11 protein-coding genes are annotated in these 17,007 nt (G+C 47.1%); 5 read left to right on the forward strand and 6 right to left on the reverse strand.

Annotated elements, in window-relative coordinates:
- Positions 1 to 54 precede the first annotated feature (54 nt).
- The 3 genes from ACO0KW_RS08820 to ACO0KW_RS08830 form a co-directional block, all read right to left on the reverse strand.
- Positions 55 to 573, reverse strand: coding sequence for a hypothetical protein (locus ACO0KW_RS08820; protein ID WP_423052706.1), 519 nt, complete (start codon positions 571 to 573; stop codon positions 55 to 57).
- Between the two features lie 149 nt (positions 574 to 722).
- Entirely contained in the window at positions 723 to 3,032 is a 2,310-nt protein-coding gene (locus ACO0KW_RS08825; RefSeq protein WP_423052708.1) for a DUF5916 domain-containing protein, read from the reverse strand.
- Positions 3,033 to 3,554: 522 nt separating this feature from the next.
- Complete coding sequence (locus ACO0KW_RS08830) at positions 3,555 to 7,196, reverse strand: two-component regulator propeller domain-containing protein (protein ID WP_423052710.1); 3,642 nt, start codon at positions 7,194 to 7,196, stop codon at positions 3,555 to 3,557.
- A 331-nt stretch (positions 7,197 to 7,527) separates the two neighbouring features.
- Between ACO0KW_RS08830 and ACO0KW_RS08835 the strand changes: the two genes are divergently transcribed.
- A complete protein-coding gene (locus tag ACO0KW_RS08835) occupies positions 7,528 to 8,073 on the forward strand; it encodes a DUF4256 domain-containing protein (RefSeq protein WP_423052712.1) in 546 nt (181 codons plus the stop codon).
- Between the two features lie 116 nt (positions 8,074 to 8,189).
- A complete protein-coding gene (locus tag ACO0KW_RS08840) occupies positions 8,190 to 8,288 on the forward strand; it encodes a hypothetical protein (protein WP_423053449.1) in 99 nt (32 codons plus the stop codon).
- Positions 8,289 to 8,544: 256 nt separating this feature from the next.
- On the opposite strand, the gene ACO0KW_RS08845 is transcribed toward ACO0KW_RS08840, so the two are convergent.
- Positions 8,545 to 9,027, reverse strand: a complete 483-nt coding sequence (locus ACO0KW_RS08845; protein WP_423052714.1) for an Lrp/AsnC family transcriptional regulator — start codon at positions 9,025 to 9,027, stop codon at positions 8,545 to 8,547.
- Between the two features lie 183 nt (positions 9,028 to 9,210).
- Here ACO0KW_RS08845 and ACO0KW_RS08850 point away from each other — a divergent pair, with 183 nt between their 5' ends.
- Both ACO0KW_RS08850 and ACO0KW_RS08855 read left to right on the forward strand, forming a co-directional pair.
- Positions 9,211 to 12,021, forward strand: coding sequence for a TonB-dependent receptor (locus ACO0KW_RS08850; RefSeq protein WP_423052716.1), 2,811 nt, complete (start codon positions 9,211 to 9,213; stop codon positions 12,019 to 12,021).
- Between the two features lie 86 nt (positions 12,022 to 12,107).
- On the forward strand, positions 12,108 to 13,487 hold the full coding sequence (locus ACO0KW_RS08855; RefSeq protein ID WP_423052718.1) for a M28 family peptidase: 1,380 nt from the start codon (positions 12,108 to 12,110) through the stop codon (positions 13,485 to 13,487).
- An 84-nt stretch (positions 13,488 to 13,571) separates the two neighbouring features.
- Here the strand turns inward: ACO0KW_RS08855 and ACO0KW_RS08860 are convergent, their stop codons facing one another.
- Positions 13,572 to 15,239: an amidohydrolase gene (locus tag ACO0KW_RS08860; RefSeq protein WP_423052720.1), complete on the reverse strand. Its 1,668-nt coding sequence runs from the start codon at positions 15,237 to 15,239 to the stop codon at positions 13,572 to 13,574.
- Between the two features lie 190 nt (positions 15,240 to 15,429).
- Between ACO0KW_RS08860 and ACO0KW_RS08865 the strand changes: the two genes are divergently transcribed.
- Complete coding sequence (locus ACO0KW_RS08865) at positions 15,430 to 16,155, forward strand: hypothetical protein (RefSeq protein WP_423052722.1); 726 nt, start codon at positions 15,430 to 15,432, stop codon at positions 16,153 to 16,155.
- 132 nt (positions 16,156 to 16,287) lie between these two features.
- On the opposite strand, the gene ACO0KW_RS08870 is transcribed toward ACO0KW_RS08865, so the two are convergent.
- Positions 16,288 to 16,995 carry a transposase gene (locus ACO0KW_RS08870; protein ID WP_423052723.1) on the reverse strand — a complete coding sequence of 236 codons (708 nt, stop codon included), beginning with the start codon at positions 16,993 to 16,995 and terminating at the stop codon, positions 16,288 to 16,290.
- Positions 16,996 to 17,007 lie beyond the last annotated feature (12 nt).

Raw genomic sequence — 17,007 nt, forward strand, 5'->3', positions numbered from 1 at the left:
GCTTAGCACTTTCACGGTACAACTAAACCAGCGTGCAGTGCCAGCTGTGCCAATCTAAGGAATCAGATTGTCCTTCGTTTCGTCATCCCAGGTTTCTGCCAATATCCAGTAGCGCTTACCATCCCAGCTCAGCATAAGATTGTTAATGCCTCGCCCGATCACGGGGCCATCTTGAGTCTTGCGCATTTCATAGGTACTCCAGATCTGAATCGAATGTCCAAATTGCTTTATCTCGCGCTTAATTTCATTTTCAAAAAATCCACTATCAAAGAAGGCTTTCGAATTGGCATGGTATTCCTGCACAGTGTGGCGCTTCAGCACCAGTTCTTTCGTAGAGTTCCGAGTTCGAATAAATATAGCGGCATCTGGGTGGTGTAAAGACAAATCACGTTGTACGTCGCGCGCCACATTTGGTCCACCTGAAACCACGTCGTAATACGCTCGCATTAAACCATCGATACTCGATACATCTTCGCTACGCGGCAATGAGATATTTTGGGCTAAAGCAACGGGTTCACCCAAGCCGAAGAAAATTAGGATCCATAGCGTTATGGCGAGTTTGTTCAAATTCATGATTACTCCTTTCAATATTTCAAAAAAGGGGAATGCTGGTTCTACACTCTGCATTCCCGTCGCTGCAAATGATGTTTTTAAATAAGGTTTTTCTACTGAATTTTCCACCGAGTTTTCTAGCTGGTTTTCAACCGAAAAACGCCACGCCCTTACATTTGAAACAAATAATTAAGCTTCACAAACACACTACGACCAGTCATCAAATCTAGTTTATCGGTTTGTACTACTCGCAGCGGATTGCCAATGGTCGCCAGGTTTTCCTGATGATCAGCATAGCCTGCATATATGGTAGTGCCTGGTCCTAATACATAGCTCAATTGCAGATCTTTGTTTAACTGTTTACCGGATTTAATACCGCTTAACAATGGATTCGTTTGCAAATTATGGTAATCCAACACCAGTCTAACGCCTAAAAAACGATTATATTGATAAGCAATTTTGCTGCGAAATACCAGGTCACGATAAATCGCACTATCAACCGGAAGATTTGCTATCGGCTTCATGCTATGTAAATCGTTATACAGCAAAGTCTCGTCGATGCGTAACTGCGAATGAGGTTTAAACCCCAGGGTCAAAGAAAAATCCCGCGCTTGGTTGAGACTAGGATCTTGTCCTTTGGCGGGCACATAATTGATTAGTTTATCCGTACCGGTAACAAAATTAATGCTTAGCCAGTCGAGTACCTCCGATACGATACCTATGCCATTGCCATATTTTTGAAAACCTATCCCTTCATACAATTCATACGAATTCATATTTACCAAAGTAATATCCGTCGCAAACTTGGTGCGTAGAATCAGATCGGTCTCCAGACTCCAGTCTTGCACCCTATTTTGATGGTCGCGGGTGACGATCGCTTTCAATTGCGGACCCGCCTGATTAAAAATCTTCGGATCGGTGAAATCCCAAATGTAGCGAATTTGCTGAGTAAATTGACGGATGTCGTTACGCGGCAAATAGGCGAGTTTGCGATCAAAATTTTCTCCAATATCGAGGTACTGGCTGGTCCACAAAAAATTACGCCCAGTGTGTTTCACTTCGAGAAATCCAAGATCATCTTGCAGACTAGTGGTCGCACCGTCCTTAGTCTGACTATGCGCAAGTTGTGCATTGATATTCCAGTTTTTATCGAGTTGATGGCGCATATCGAAACTCAATACGGAATTGCTGATATTGCCTAGCCTGCGCTCAGTCAGCATGGCACCCACATTGGAGCCATTTGAAAAATCATTTTGAACGCGGGCGACGACAATGTTCGCTTTGTCACCATAACTTGTATGCTGCGCTGGTAATAATTTGCCGACAGCCGCGTCGTCAATGATCAAACCGCCAAACGACCAATTGCCTTCTCGCCCCGTCAATCTGGCGCCCCCTTTGGGTTCAATAATACGACGCGAGAAAAAAAGATTTTGCGGTGTCTGAAACATTCCCGCGTTTTCTAAAAAGAAGGGCCGCTTTTCTGGAAACAAAACTTCATAACGCTTATTCACTAGCGCTTGTGGCTCGTCCGATTCCACTTCACTAAAGTCCGGATTTAATGTCAAATCCAAAGCCATCGCTTCACTCAGCACCCATTTTGCATCAAGGCCTGGGCGCGATCGATTTTCTTGTTGCCAAACCGGCGAAGTTGAATTGCTACTACTAAGAAGTTTTTTCTGCCCTATAAAAAGAGAGGGATTTAATTGAAAATTTCGCCCTGGCACTAGCTTGGCTGGAATTTGTATCTCGGCCATCTGCGCGACAAAACTGGCGTCTTTATCGGTGATGTAAGGCCAGAACGACCATTCATTAATACCGCCGACTATACGGCCGACGGCAATACCCCATTTTTGAACATCAGCGGAATTGAAGCGCAAACTCTTGAACGGAATTGACATGCTGACGACAAAACCATCCGAAGTCAGCTGTCCTTCAGATTGCCATTGGGTATCAAAATTAAAATCGAGACCGATACCTTCGGTGCGTTTGCCATCAAATTGCACACCGTGAGGATTAGCATGGAATACGAAAGCACGTTGTTTATCATTGAAGGTATCTAACTCCAATACGACTTCATCATCACCGACGATATTTTCACGTTTAGTGATATTCGCACGGATAGTCTTTGGATCTGCCTTGACGACAAAAACCGCGTAGAAATGTTTGTCGTCATACGACAAATATGCCTTACTGTCTTGCGATGCAGGTGTGCCATTACCTGGCTTATATTGCTTAAACGTGTTGATCTCTACGCCATGCTCAACAGGCAAACCTGTTACATAGTCTGCCAAGACAGGTGGTTTATCTGCACGTGGAATCGTGAGCGCATCGGCGGCATACGCTGACTCGTTAGTACACAATAGACCGCCTAAACTACTCACAAGCAGCACCGCGCTGCAGAACAATCGCTTCATCGCCACAGGAGTGGCATATGCTTGCCGCTGTCGAATTTTCTTCTTGAATGTTGTTGGTATGTGCATGAAGTAATCCATGGTCTTCCTTATTTTTTAATGTGCTTTTTTGTGCTGAATAAAACCTATCTTGCAGCGCGCTCGCTTCCAGTAGGCGAGCGAAAATAGGCGCAGTCTCAGCAGAAAAAAGGAGACGACACCTGTGATCAACAAGCATGTGGCGTTGGGGTAGAGGCGCAAAAAAGATCTGCGACAAAAATAATCCTACGCCAAGAATATGGCGAAAGTTTTCTTGATTTGTGTGCGGTTCGACTAAATTTAAAAATGCAAGTTCAACAATTTCTTAAAATTAAAAATTGAACTTTTTTTTTGAATTTTTTGTCCTGAAATTTTTTAATACATGCTTTGGCGTATTCTTCAACGGAGGAATCAGGACAGATTTGGCGATAAGATTGGTGCGCGACGACAGGAAAATATCGTTGGAATATCTGGTGGCAGGATATCAATCAAGACCACTAGATTCAAGCTGGATTGATATTAGATAGCGTATTTTTGATTGACAATAAGCAGTAACCATCAAACTTCGATGAATTACGACTCCAGTGCAAACAGAGGGAAATCAACAAAAAATATCGTGCCGCCTAATGGATTAGTATAGAAGCCAATTTTACCATCCATCCTTTCCACCATTTCTTTTGCAATCGTCAATCCTAGGCCAGTACCATCCTTAGCACGGGTGTCTGAAGCATCAGCTTGTGAAAACTTCTGAAAAATACGTTCGCTAAAATTGGCCGGAATACCAGGGCCACGGTCAATTACTTCGATCCGCACATATACGTTGTCATTCACATTCAAACGTAACTTAACCGGCTCTCCTGGTGGTGAGTATTTACAGGCGTTTGACAGTAAATTGGCCATGATTTGTGCAAATCGATCCGAATCAATTCGCAAGGAATAAGCGGGAATTTCCGTTTCTAGGACCAAGGAAACACCCAGTCGCTGAGCAAAGGCCTGATTCGATTCGAGTACATCTGCGACCAGAACATACAACGGCAATCGCTGAAAATTGAAATCCATCATATTCGCTTCAATTTTTTGCATGTCGAGTAAATCATTAATCAAGCGGCCTAAACGCTCAGCGTTATTCAATGCAATCTGTCCGAGTTTAGCAGCGGCTGGTGGAAGCGTTCCGGTTACACCGGATACCATCAAACCAAGACCACCGCGAATTGCAGTCAGTGGCGTGCGCAATTCATGGCTGACCGTCGATACAAATTGGGTCTTCATGCGCTCTACCCGTTTTTGCTCGGTAATATCACGCACGATCAAAATGAATTTACGTTGTCCTGCATCGGCAAACCCGCTCAGGGATAAGTCGGCGACAAAGACGGCACCATCAGCACGTACTTGTTGCAACTCCATCTCGCTGTAACCTGTACGTAAGAAGTCATCACTGCTCACGTGCTGCATCAAGGTATCGCTGACATCTTCGGCGCACAGGGTCGAAAAAGGCTTACCTTTGATCTCATCTTCGCGCCAACCGAATAGCTGTAGACCTGCTCGATTACAAGACTCGATGATCCAGTTTTTGTCTGCGGTCAAAATCGCATCAGCTGCATTTTGCAAAATCGCTTGCATGCGCTCTGCGGTGTCGCGATTCAATTGTTGCTGTGCGGTGAGCTCTTGTAGTCGGACTGCGACCAGCGACTCAAGTCGACTTTGATCGCGCGTCAAACGGCCGACCCGACTCCGATAAATGCCCGCGAATAACCCGACGATCAATACGAACATCAACCAGCGAAACCAAACAGTTTGCCAATAACGCGGTGGAATAGAAATCGGCAGACTAGCGATTTGTTCACTCCAAAGGCCACTATCATTTGCCGCCTTGACCTGAAAAACATACTCGCCGGGATTGAGATTAGTGTAAGTGGCATTTCTATGATCAGCATCGACATCTACCCATTCACGATCAAATCCGGCGAGCCGGTAAGCGTAGCGGTTTTGTGCTGGATTGGTGAAGTGTAAGGCTGCAAATTCAAGAGAAAATACGGACTCCTGTTGCGCAATACTAAGCGCTTGCGGTGCCGTGACTGAGCCTTGCAGCGTAATGCCTGCCGGTAGCTCACCATATTTGAGCGATCGGTTAAATACACTAATATCGGTGATCGCGATTTGTGGCGGTGCAAAGTGACGCCCCACCGCATTCGGATGGACAGCCGTCATTCCTTTAGTACCGCCAAAATAAAGGATGCCGTCAGCACCGCGATACGATGCACCCGAAAAATTATCCGACAACCCATCACTCGCAGTAAAGTGCTCCGCCGTGCCGCGATCGGGATCAAAGCGTATCAAGCCATTGACCGTACTTAGCCAGAGCTGGCCTTGCAAATCACTTTCGATCGCCACAATTTTTGCTGATCCCACGCTGTTTTTCGCGTCGTAATGCAGAAAACTAATAGCGCCCTCTTTGTCAGTAATAAGTTGATTGAGCCCGTTTACTGCACCTACCCAAATTCGCCCTTTTGCGTCTTGATGTAATGAAGAGATATTGTCAGCACTGATGCTGGAAGGGTTATTTTCATCATGACGAAAATGTCGGAACTTGTTGGTTTTTTTGTCGAGAAGATCGAGTCCTCCCCCTACCCATTCAGCACCAGCCCACAAGCGACCACTGCTGTCTTGTAAGATTGTCGTCGTACCTTTAGCACTGCGACTATCAGGATCGGCCGGGTCGGAAAAATATTTGGTATGTGATTTTTCTTTGACATCGTAACGAATCAGGCTATTCCCTGTCCCCAGCCATAAAATGCCTTCGTCACCCGGCGCGATGGTATTGATATAGTCATCCGCAATGCTATCAAATCGAATCAGGGTAAAACCACTTTCCAAAGAATCGAGACGATTCAATCCAACTGAAGTGCCAACCCACAGTGGACCATCTTTCGATTGATACAAGCTATACGCGAGATCGTTACTCAACGCCCCTTTACGTTTCTTATCTGCACGAAATTGTTTCAGTACATTGCCATTTGTGGGATCGAATAAAGCGACACCGTTATTGTTTGCCAACCATAACCGTCCCTCACCTGCACCAACAATTCGCCCTATAGAGTTATTCGGTCGGGGATTCTGCGCGTCGGCATCAAAAGGGATAATGCGTCTGAAACCAGTGCTGTTCAAGTTAGTGAGAGCGATGCCATCAGTTAAGGTAGCGACCCACAGCATTCCGCCGCGATCATGCAAGACTGCCCTGACATCATCCGAAGGCAGACTATAAGGATCAATGGCCTGTTTCACAAATTGCCTGAACTGCCCGGTCGCGCCATCCCACTTTAATAAGCCAGCCGACAATGTAGCGGCCCATATCACACCATGATGATCAGCATAGATCGCATTCACCCGACTATTCGGGCTATCTAGTCGCCGTCGATGTGACCAGTCGTTATTGGTATTCCATTGCACTACCCCATTTTCGGTACCAATCCACAAATTGCTTTGTGCATCCAAATACAGAGAGCGGACAATATTCAATTTAGAATCCGGTGCACTGTCATCGTCAATACGAAAGTGTTGAAAAGCCGTTGCGCCAGGTGCCAAGTAATCAATTCCTGCTGGCCAAGTGCCAGCCCACACACCACCACGCTGGTCGACTGCAATCGCATTTAAATCATTGGTAGCAAGACTGTCGGGTTTCGCCGGATCGTGTGAGTACAGGCTAAATTTGCCGCTTGCAGGATCGAAGTGTTGCAGACCTCCCCAAGTCGCCAACCAAAAGCCAGCCTTGCCATCCGAGACGATAGATTTAATGATACGTTGGTTATTGACGCCAGATGAAGGTGTAAAGCGGGTAAAGTTATTTTTGTCGGCATTAAAACGGGCTAATCCATTTTGGGTGCCGATCCAGATCAGTCCCTCTTTATCCTCAAATAACGCAGAAATTCTGTCATGCGGCAAACTAGAGGAATTGGTCGCCTGACTTTGGTACTTCTCGCTTTGGTAACCATTAAAACGATACAAGCCAGCGTTATTTGTACCTATCCAAATAAACCCCTGTCGGTCTTGTATCAACGATAAAGTCGAAAGTTGATCTGCACCGAGTGAGGAAAGTCTTTGAAAACGTAATTCCGATGTCGAAGCGGCATAGCTCACGGCGCAAAACAGCACCAGTTGCATATTCAACATCGCGGCAAATGCGATTCGCTTCCAACTATGTTTTAACAAACTATACAAAGAATCACCTGAGAGTTGTTACCGTTTTTTGACGCTGAATTCGTCATGTCTGTTATCTCTATCATGCCCACATTACCCGACAAATGCCAGACACGCGAGTCGACCTTACAATCCACTGTGCCAACAGCCAACTGCTCTGTCAACACCTTTCCAGCAAGCCGCCCTTTTGCTATAAGCCACATGGCAATGAAACGTCCTTTTTACAACAAAGACTCTCACTACAAATCATTTGCCGCACCGGTTTGCAATAAGTATGATGCGGATATTTCAACGCCAAGCTTTTCAACCTGCATTACTGACACAAAAAAAGAAGTCAAAAGGAATCGACAAAATGACAAAAAAAGATTACTCAGAATTGCTCAATACACTCGAAGCACGCTTCGACCAGCACCAAGCTCGCCATCGAAATATCACATGGGAAGAAGTGGAGGAAAAACTTGCTGCACATCCTGCAAAATTGTCTGTGCTGTTGACAATGGAACAGACCGGCGGAGAGCCAGACGTGATCGCCTTTGATGGGAATAGTCGCGAATTATTTTTTTGTGATTGTTCAGCAGAAAGTCCCGCCGGGCGCCGCAGCCTTTGTTACGATCGTGCTGGCTTAGAATCAAGAAAGGAACATCAGCCTGCAGACTGCGCCACCGATATGGCTGCAGCAATCGGCATCGATATGCTCACCGAAGAACAGTATCGGACCTTACAGCAGTTTGGCGAATTTGATAAAAAAACCTCGAGCTGGATACAAACGCCAGCCTCGATCAGAACGCTGGGTGGCGCCTTGTTTTGTGATCGTCGCTACGATCAGGTTTTTGTTTATCATAATGGTGCCCAATCCTATTACGGTGCGCGTGGATTTCGAGGCGTACTTAAAGTCTAACATTTGGCAGGATAGACACTCATCGCTTAGCTAAGCGAAATTCACTTTACCGTTTGTCTGACGGATAAAGAACGCAAACTTCTTCCCCCTGCTTATCGGAATCACTTCTGCATTGGATTACCAGTGCGAAGCGAGTCAAAACCAGAACTAAGCGCCTGCAGCACTTAATTGTGGCATGCCAAAAGGGACCCCGCATGGGTCAATCAAACAATTAATTTTACTGCTAACGGCAACAGGATAAGGTAAGCAAATCCTCTACCCACGCCAATTGAGAGTTTTGTCCTTTCACCTTGCTGTGGTGACTTTTTATTTAGCGCTAGCGCTGATTTGTCTCAAATATTGAGTGATGAAGTTTTCTGATATCAAGCGAGAACAATGCCAGATCGACAGCAGCACTGATCATGATTGGCTTGGTTGACTTGATTAGACAACCTAAATAAGTGACTTAAATAAGTAACCTAAATAAGTCACTCAAGTAGCCGGCAAAGGAGGATTCGCTGGTGCTTTCACTTCCTTCAATACAAACGAGGTATACACCTCTTTAACACTCGGCAGGCCATTAATAAATTGTTCGGCAAACTGACCATAAGCATCAAGATCTTCGGCAACGACCATGAGCTGATGATCGTAACGACCAGAGATACGATGACAAGCAAGCACTTGTGGTATCAACTTCACCGCTTCTTCAAACTCTTGCACATACTGGGTCTGATTTTTATCCAAGGAAATGTGAATAAATGCAGTGACCTGATAACCGAGCTTGCGAGAATCTAGTCGTGCTTGATAGCCGCATATCACGCCTTCCTGCTCCAAGCGTTTCACGCGGCGCCAACAAGGTGAAGCCGTCAACGAGACCCGCTCCGCTAAATCAGCGCTTGATAGGCGCGCATCAGCTTGCAATTCTTCAAGAATTTTTCTATCTGTTCTATCTAGCTTCACTCCCGCATTCTTCATTTCAATTTCCTCACATTATTAGAATATTCATTGCTAATTAAATGATTTACACAGGATAAATATAGCAAAATATTGCAAGCACTAAAAGCTATAATTTTCCCTGAGGCAATAAAACCACAATAAAAAACACCACCAGAGCCACTCAGTTTTCTTAAAGAACTGCCCAAAAAAAGGAGATCTTGCATGTCTAGCCCATTATTCAAATTAAAACCTTCTGTCACGATGTTGAGCGCCGCTTTTGGTGCTTGCTTACTGCTACCCGCAGTCGCAAGCGCCCAAAGCAATGAAGGCAGCAACAGCAAAATCGAACGCGTCACTGTGACTGGCTCCTCCATCAAGCGTATTGATGGAGAATCAGCCTTACCTGTGCAGATTTTGAAGCGGGAAGATATTGACCGAGTTGGTGCTTCAAGCACCGAAGAACTAGTCAAACAATTGAGTTCACTCAGTAGCGCTGGTAGTGCAACGACTGCCGCCAATGCGTCTGGCTATGGTGGAGCCAACATCGCGACCGTGTCCTTACGCGGGCTCGGTGGTGGCCGTACGTTGGTATTAGTCAACGGTCGCCGCGTGTCTGTGTATGGTGGTGGCTCAGCGGGTGCGGCCGGTTCCTCGGTGGATATCAACAGCATTCCCTTATCCGCCATCGAACGTGTGGAAGTACTGAAAGATGGCGCTTCTGCGGTATATGGCAGTGATGCGATCGCCGGCGTTGTGAATTTCATCCTCCGTAAAGACTACAATGGAATAGAACTCTCTGCTACTTACGGACAACCCTCGGCTGGCGGCAATGGTAAGGATAAAAAAGCGAGCTTATTTGCCGGATTTGGTAATCTTGCTGAGAACGGATACAACATCACTTTCGGTGCCAATGTGCAAAAGACCGAAGCGATTTTTGGTGTTGACCGCCCATTCGCGAACCGTCTGAATGTCGCTGAACAAAACGATCAATTATCATCGATCACCTTTCCTGCTAACGTCACCTTGTACGGCAGCGGGGTCTTAAAAAACCCTATGCTTCCAAACTGTGGACCTGTGTCATTGGTTTCGCCCTATTCCACGACACGCTGCAGCTACGATAACAGTCCATTTGTGGCGATTCAACCGTCATCTCAAAAGGCAAGCCTGATGAGCAATGGACGCCTATCGCTGTCCGCGAACGCTGAAGCCTATTTTGAAGGCAGCTATACCAACAACAAAATTACCTCGACCACGCAGCAGGTTCCGCTAGCTTACAATGCGATCACAACCGCCACGAATCCCTACGTTCCTGCTTACAAATTGTTGATGGCACAGTATCCATCACTGGCTACCAAACCAGCATCGGCTTTAGGCGGCTTTGTTTTGGTTCCGACCAGCCCGTACTATCCTAAAGATTTTGCGGCAGCAAATGGCATGGCTGGTATGCCCTTGTTGTTGAATTATCGCGATGTCGCGAATGGTGTACGAAATACGCGTGATAACGCCGAAAGCGCACGATTTATGACTGGCATTCGAGGTACGTGGTCAGGTTGGGAATTAGACTCTGCTGTGCTTTATAGCGAAAGCAAAGTGAATGAGGAATTGTTGGCTGGTTATGCACAATACTCAAAAGTACTGCCGATTTTCAACAGCGGTGTAATCAATCCATTTGGTGAAACTGCCGATAAATCAGCACTTACCGCCGTCAAAGAAGCTGAATTCCGCGGCACAAGTTACACCACGAAGACCTCGATTACGTCATTAGATCTGAAAGCCTCACGTGAATTGTTCAGCCTAAGCAACGGCCCTGTGGCGTTAGCGCTAGGCGCGGAATTACGTCAGGAAAAATTTAACTACAATCCTTCAGTAGCGATTCAAACTGGGGATATTGCAGGTTTGGGTGGGAATGCCTTTCCGGTCACTGGATCACGCCAGGTAAGTTCGGCTTATGCTGAAGTGAGTGCACCATTAGCGCGTAAGCTGGATCTAGATGTGGCCGCGCGCTTCGATAACTATCAGGGTGTGGGTAGTACCGTCAATCCAAAAGCATCGGTACGTTGGCAGCCGACCAATAGCTTCATGTTGCGTTCTTCCGTCGGTACTGGATTCCGTGCGCCGTCACTGACCGATTTGTACACATCACAAGCCACCAGTGTGACTGCCAACGGTACCCGTGATCCTATCCGCTGTCCTGACATTAAAACCGGCGCGCCTGGCGATTGTAGTTTTCAGTTTTCCACCATCACCGGTGGCAATCCTGATTTGAAGCCAGAAAAATCGATGTCATTCACTTTTGGTATTTTGTTGGAGCCAATCAAAGAATTGTCCATCAGCGTCGATGCCTTCCGAGTGAACCTGAAAGATGCCATTGTGGTTGGCGGCCTGTCATCCACCTATTTCCTCGCCACTTCAGAACGTGCGAAACAATATGAAGCTTTTATTCGTCGTGGCACTCCAGATGGCAATGCCAGCGGTGTGGGACCGATTACAGGCATTTTACAAACCAATGCCAACTTGTTTAAAACGCAGATGGCAGGTATTGATCTTGATGCGAAGTATGCTTTGCGTTTGACTTCAGGTGATCGTTTGACAGCTCGCATGAGTGGAACTTATCTGAACAAATACGATGTGCAAGGCCCAGCCGGAACCTACACCAGCTCATTGGACAACGCACTGAATGCAAGTGGCGGTGTGGTATTGCGCTGGAAGCACAATGCTAGCCTGAGCTATGAGATCGGTAAGTTTGCAGCATCGCTTTCGCAAAACTATCAAAAGAGTTACACCGATGTACGTGGCAATCGTGCGCCTGTAGATTCTCCATTACGCAAAGTCGATGCTTATCAAACTTTTGATGCGCAATTCGCGTATAACGGCTTGAGTAATACCAAGCTGTCGCTGGGCATCAAGAATCTGACCGACAAGATTCCACCTTACACGAATCTGACGTCTAACTTCCTCGGTGGTTATGATGTTAGCTACGGCGACCCACGTGGACGCTTTGTGTATCTGACAGCGGCTTATAGTTTCAAGTAAGCGATCACAAGTCACCGTGATTTTTTATTTGGCCCAACCGGGTTGGCTGCATTAACCCGGTTGGTTTTTTATTCTAAGGAGTACAAATGCGCATTAATTTTCCACAAAAAACTCTGGTCGCCTTATTGCTAGCGGCCACGGGAGCTGCCTATGCAGCAGATTATAAAGCACCTGAGATCGGTGCGCGCCGGGCGCAAATTGACGATATATTGCGTGAAATTTCACCTCAGCGCATTCAAGCGACGATTGATAAGCTCGTGAGTTTTGGGACCCGTCACACCATGTCAGAAACAGTCTCGGAAACGCGCGGCATTGGAGCTGCAAGACGATGGATCAAAAGCGAGTTAGAACGTTGTGGCGCGGCTGCGGGTGGGCGCTTACAAGTAGCACTTGACAGTCATCTACATCCTATTGACCGACGGTTATCGCGCCCGACCGAGATCGTCAACGTGGTTGCAACTCTACCCGGAACACAAGCGGAGTCGCGCGATCGCATGTATGTTGTCAGTGGACATTACGATTCACGCAATAGCGATGATGCCGACGCGATCAATGATTCACCGGGCGCAAACGATGATGCCTCGGGCACTGCAGCAGTCATGGAATTAGCCTGCGTGATGGCGCGTCATCAATTTGATGCGACCTTAGTATTTATGACAGTCGCCGCTGAAGAACAAGGTCTGTATGGCTCCGCACACTACGCTGAGCAAGCGAAGCAAAAGCAATTGAATATTGCAGGCATGTTCACCAATGACATCATTGGTAGTTCATATAATGAAGAAGGAAAACGCGACAATTCTCAGGTACGCTTGTTTGCAGAAGGCATACCCGCTACCAAAGAAATGTCAGAAAAAATGCGCACGTTGATCGCAACCGGTGGAGAAAACGATTCCTTACCGCGACAACTAGCACGTCATGTAAAGGAGGCTGGAGAGCGTTACGTAAAAGGATTTAAGGTCAACATCGTTAATCGTCGTGACCGCTACTTACGTGGTGGTGACCATGCACCATTCCTCGATCGTGGATTTGCCGCCTTACGTTTTACCGAACCAGCGGAAGACTTTAATCATCAGCACCAAAATGTACGGACCGAGGGCAATAAAAAAATCGGTGATTTACCAGAGTTCATTGATCCTGATTACATTGCGCAAGTAGCACGCGTGAATGCAGCAAGTTTGGCGACCTTAGCGTTAGCACCTGCCGCTCCGCAAGAAGCGAAAATTCGCACGGCAAAACTGGACAATCATACAGAATTAACTTGGCAAGCGAATGCAGAACCAGATCTGGCAGGCTATCGAATTGTATGGCGGGATACTACGGCGGCGCAGTGGCAAGGAAGTCAGTACGTCGGCAACGTGACTTCAGTCTCGATGCCACTTTCAAAAGATAATGTATTCTTCGGTGTTCAAGCTGTCGACAAGGATGGCAATATCAGTGTTGCCAGCTACCCGATGCCAGCGCGCTAAACTATCAGTAGGATGCGATGTTTCAGCACGCGTCGCATCCTTTCACACCGCGATACTGTCTTTCGCATCAAACGCCGCGAGAAATCAACGCGAAAACACCAGCTTACCTCCGACCAAAGTGTGCTCAACTTTCACATCTTTAATCTGTTGTACGGGCATATGAAAAATATCCCGCGATAAGATCACTATATCAGCAAGTTTTCCTGGGGTGATACTGCCTTTCACATGCTCTTGAAATTCTGCGTAGGCCGAACCCATCGTATAAGCGCGCACTACTTCAGCGACTGTTAATTTTTGTTCTGGATACCAACCTTGCGGATGTTGCCCATCCAAGGTAGATCGCGTCACCGCCGCATGAATCGCACTCATAGGATCGAGCGGTGCGACGGTCCAATCTGTACCGATCGCGAGCTTCACACCGTGTTGCAAGAAACTGCGAAAAGCATAGGTTCTGCTAGCACGGGCTTGTCCGATACGTTTATCAACAAAACGACCATCGTCAATCGCATGATAAGGCTGCACCGAGGCAATGACACCAAGTTGACCAAAGCGTGCAAAATCTTTTTCCGCCACGTGCTGCGCATGTTCAATACGAAAACGTCGATCACGAGGTCCGTTAATTTTGATGACGTCTTCAAACAAATCAAGTATCGCGGCTATCGCATCATCGCCAATCGCATGTATGCATAGCTGCAGACCGGCTTTGTCCGCGAGTATCATGCGTTCACGCATACCGTCGATGGGCTGCATTTCCGCAGCAAGCAAACCACGTGTCTGCGGCGCATCCAGATAAGGCTCATGAAAATACGCAGTACTCGAGCCAAGTGAACCATCAGCGTACGCTTTCAAGGCCCCCATACGTAAATAGTCGCTGCCAAAGCCACGACGGATTCCTATTTTACGAATATCTTCGCCTTGCAACAGCATCGGTGCTACATACATTCTGGAACTCAATTCACCTCGCTCCGCCAGTTCTGCATACGCAGCGATATCCGCGTAAGGTGGATTCATATCCTGCAAACTGGTGACGCCCAGTTGCGCCGCCAGTTGCAAACCGGCACGGATAGTCCGCAGACGTTTTTCTGGACTGGGTTCGGGCATCACTTTAAAGACATAATCCATCGCCGCGTCTTTGAGTAAGCCGGTGGGGTTACCGTCTTCATCCCGCACGATCTCACCACCCGGTAATTCGGGCGTGTCCTTATTAATTCCTGCGAGCTTCAACACGACAGAGTTAGCGACAGCCATGTGGCCGTCATAGCGCGTCACGAAGACCGGACGCTCGGACACACGTGCATCGATGATCTGGCGCGTCGGGAGACTTGGTTGAGTGAAGGCTTGATCATCCCAATTGCCACCTAATACCCATTCACCAGCGGGTAAATTTGCACTATGCGCTGCAATCCGTTGTGCAAATTCTTGCGTCGAGGTGGCATCCTTTAAGCTCACTTCTGAGAGTGAATTGCCACCATCCGCAAAATGTACGTGAGCATCATTAAAGCCCGGCATGACGCGCTTGCCGTTCGCATTAATCATCTTGGTTTTTGAACCGCGCCAATGCATCACTTGTTGATCAGAACCCACTGCAACGATTTTATCGCCGAGCACCGCCAATGCCTGTGCATGTGTTTTAGCAGGATCGGCTGTCCATATTTTTGCGTGATAAATGATCAAATCTGCGGCTGGCTTTTGTGCGATAGCGGCCGAGGATATGGCGAATAAAAAAACGAATGAGAACAAGGAATTTTTCATGCTGCCCCGCTTATAGAAAATTATGAAATCCGACGTGTCACCATCCATCACTGTGGCAACAGAAAATTGAGTTTGATACTAGCCTCAAAAGACTGTCTGCACAACACAGGTGATTTCGCATAAAATGGGATTTTCGCATCATGCCAGTTCTGCATGATTTTTCATTTTTATTTTTTTAAATGAGTTCTCCATGAAAAAAGCTTCCAGCTTATTGTTAGCCATTAGTTGCGTCTTTCTCCTAGCCTGTCATAAAAAAGGTCCAGAAGCTTCAGCCAATGCCGCCGCTTCAGCTGCTGGCCAAAACGCCGAAGCCCCGGGTATAGCCAGCGCTGCACATAGTAAGAACAATAAAGCGAGTGAAGGCAGCGCAGTGAGTTCAGCTGAGCAAACTGAAGAACAGGCAGAACTGGAAAAGAAAAAAGCCTTAATGGAATACGCAACAATGGAAGACAACTACATCAACGATAGCAAAGGGCAATGGGCGAATGGCGCAAAAGCTAGCACGACGTTTGGCGATGATACGAGCTCGGGGGCATCATCAGTCAACGCAGTGACTAACGTAAAAGGTGGCGTCGATGGCAAAGCCTGGACCAATAATAATCAGGATATTGGATTTGATTGGCTAGAAACGAGCTACGAAAAACCCGTATCGGCGACTGCGGTGCGGGTGGTGTTTGAAAATGGTGCGGGAGTCGAAGCAATCAACAAAATTGCAATACAGGGTACCGATGGAAAATGGAATACGGTATGGGATGGAATCAGTGACCAGCGCCGTGACCAACGCGGCAATCGTACGTGGTTTGTACGCAACTTTGACCGCACTTCGTACAAAGTGAAAGCCGTCAAAATTAGCATTGCCAACAACATGGAACGTGGTTATAAAGTGATCGATGCGGTACAACTAGTCGGTGATTAATCAACACCCTGATGCAAAATTTGCCTAGGGTGGACAAGCGACACTTTCCGAGGCCATGTCATTCATAATGGGCTTAAACCTCGAAGTACCTTAACCACCCGCCCGACAAACCGATCTGGATTTTTATCGGAATTAGACCGTGGCAGGCGCAGGCAGTTTTTTTCGTGGCCGGCCACGCGCCACAGGTTCCACTCGACGTTCTGTGAGTTTCGCCATTTCGGCTTTATATGCATCAGACCCTAATAGCCATGCCTTGTTCGTCGCCTCATTGATAGCGTTGAAATGGACTGAAGATAAGCCTTTTTCCAACAGTTCACGATAGGCGGCTTCGCGCTGAAATGGCGTGTTTCCCAAAGCCCAGTACATCGCATGATCAGCGACCAATGGGTCAGAACACATCCCTAAATGATGCTGACAACTCGACCAGGGATAGGTATCACAGCTTGATGCCAGATGCTGACGTACCGGCATCTCTTCTATCATCACGCAACACGGCAAAAAGTAACTCGCCGCCTCCAGCACTGTAGCTTTAAATCTGCCTTGCCACAGCAAGCCATGCCGTTTGTATTTAGCGTTGAAATACGGCACATAATAACGCCCCAGCCACTGCATCATTTTTCCTAGCGTAAGTTCATCCTCTGGCGTGACAAGTAAATGCAGGCGATCCGGCAAAATAGCATACGCATGAATCTGCACAGCAAATTGCTTAGCACCTAGTTTCAGCCAATTCAAAAAAATATGGTAGTCAGCGCTATCAACGAAGATGGTTTTGCCATCTATCCCTGCTTGCGTCACATGATGAATTTGATGCGGGATTACCAGACGGGGAAGTCTTGCCATGAAAAGTCACGA

Source organism: Undibacterium sp. Ji22W, from assembly GCF_049340305.1.
Classification (GTDB): domain Bacteria; phylum Pseudomonadota; class Gammaproteobacteria; order Burkholderiales; family Burkholderiaceae_D; genus Undibacterium.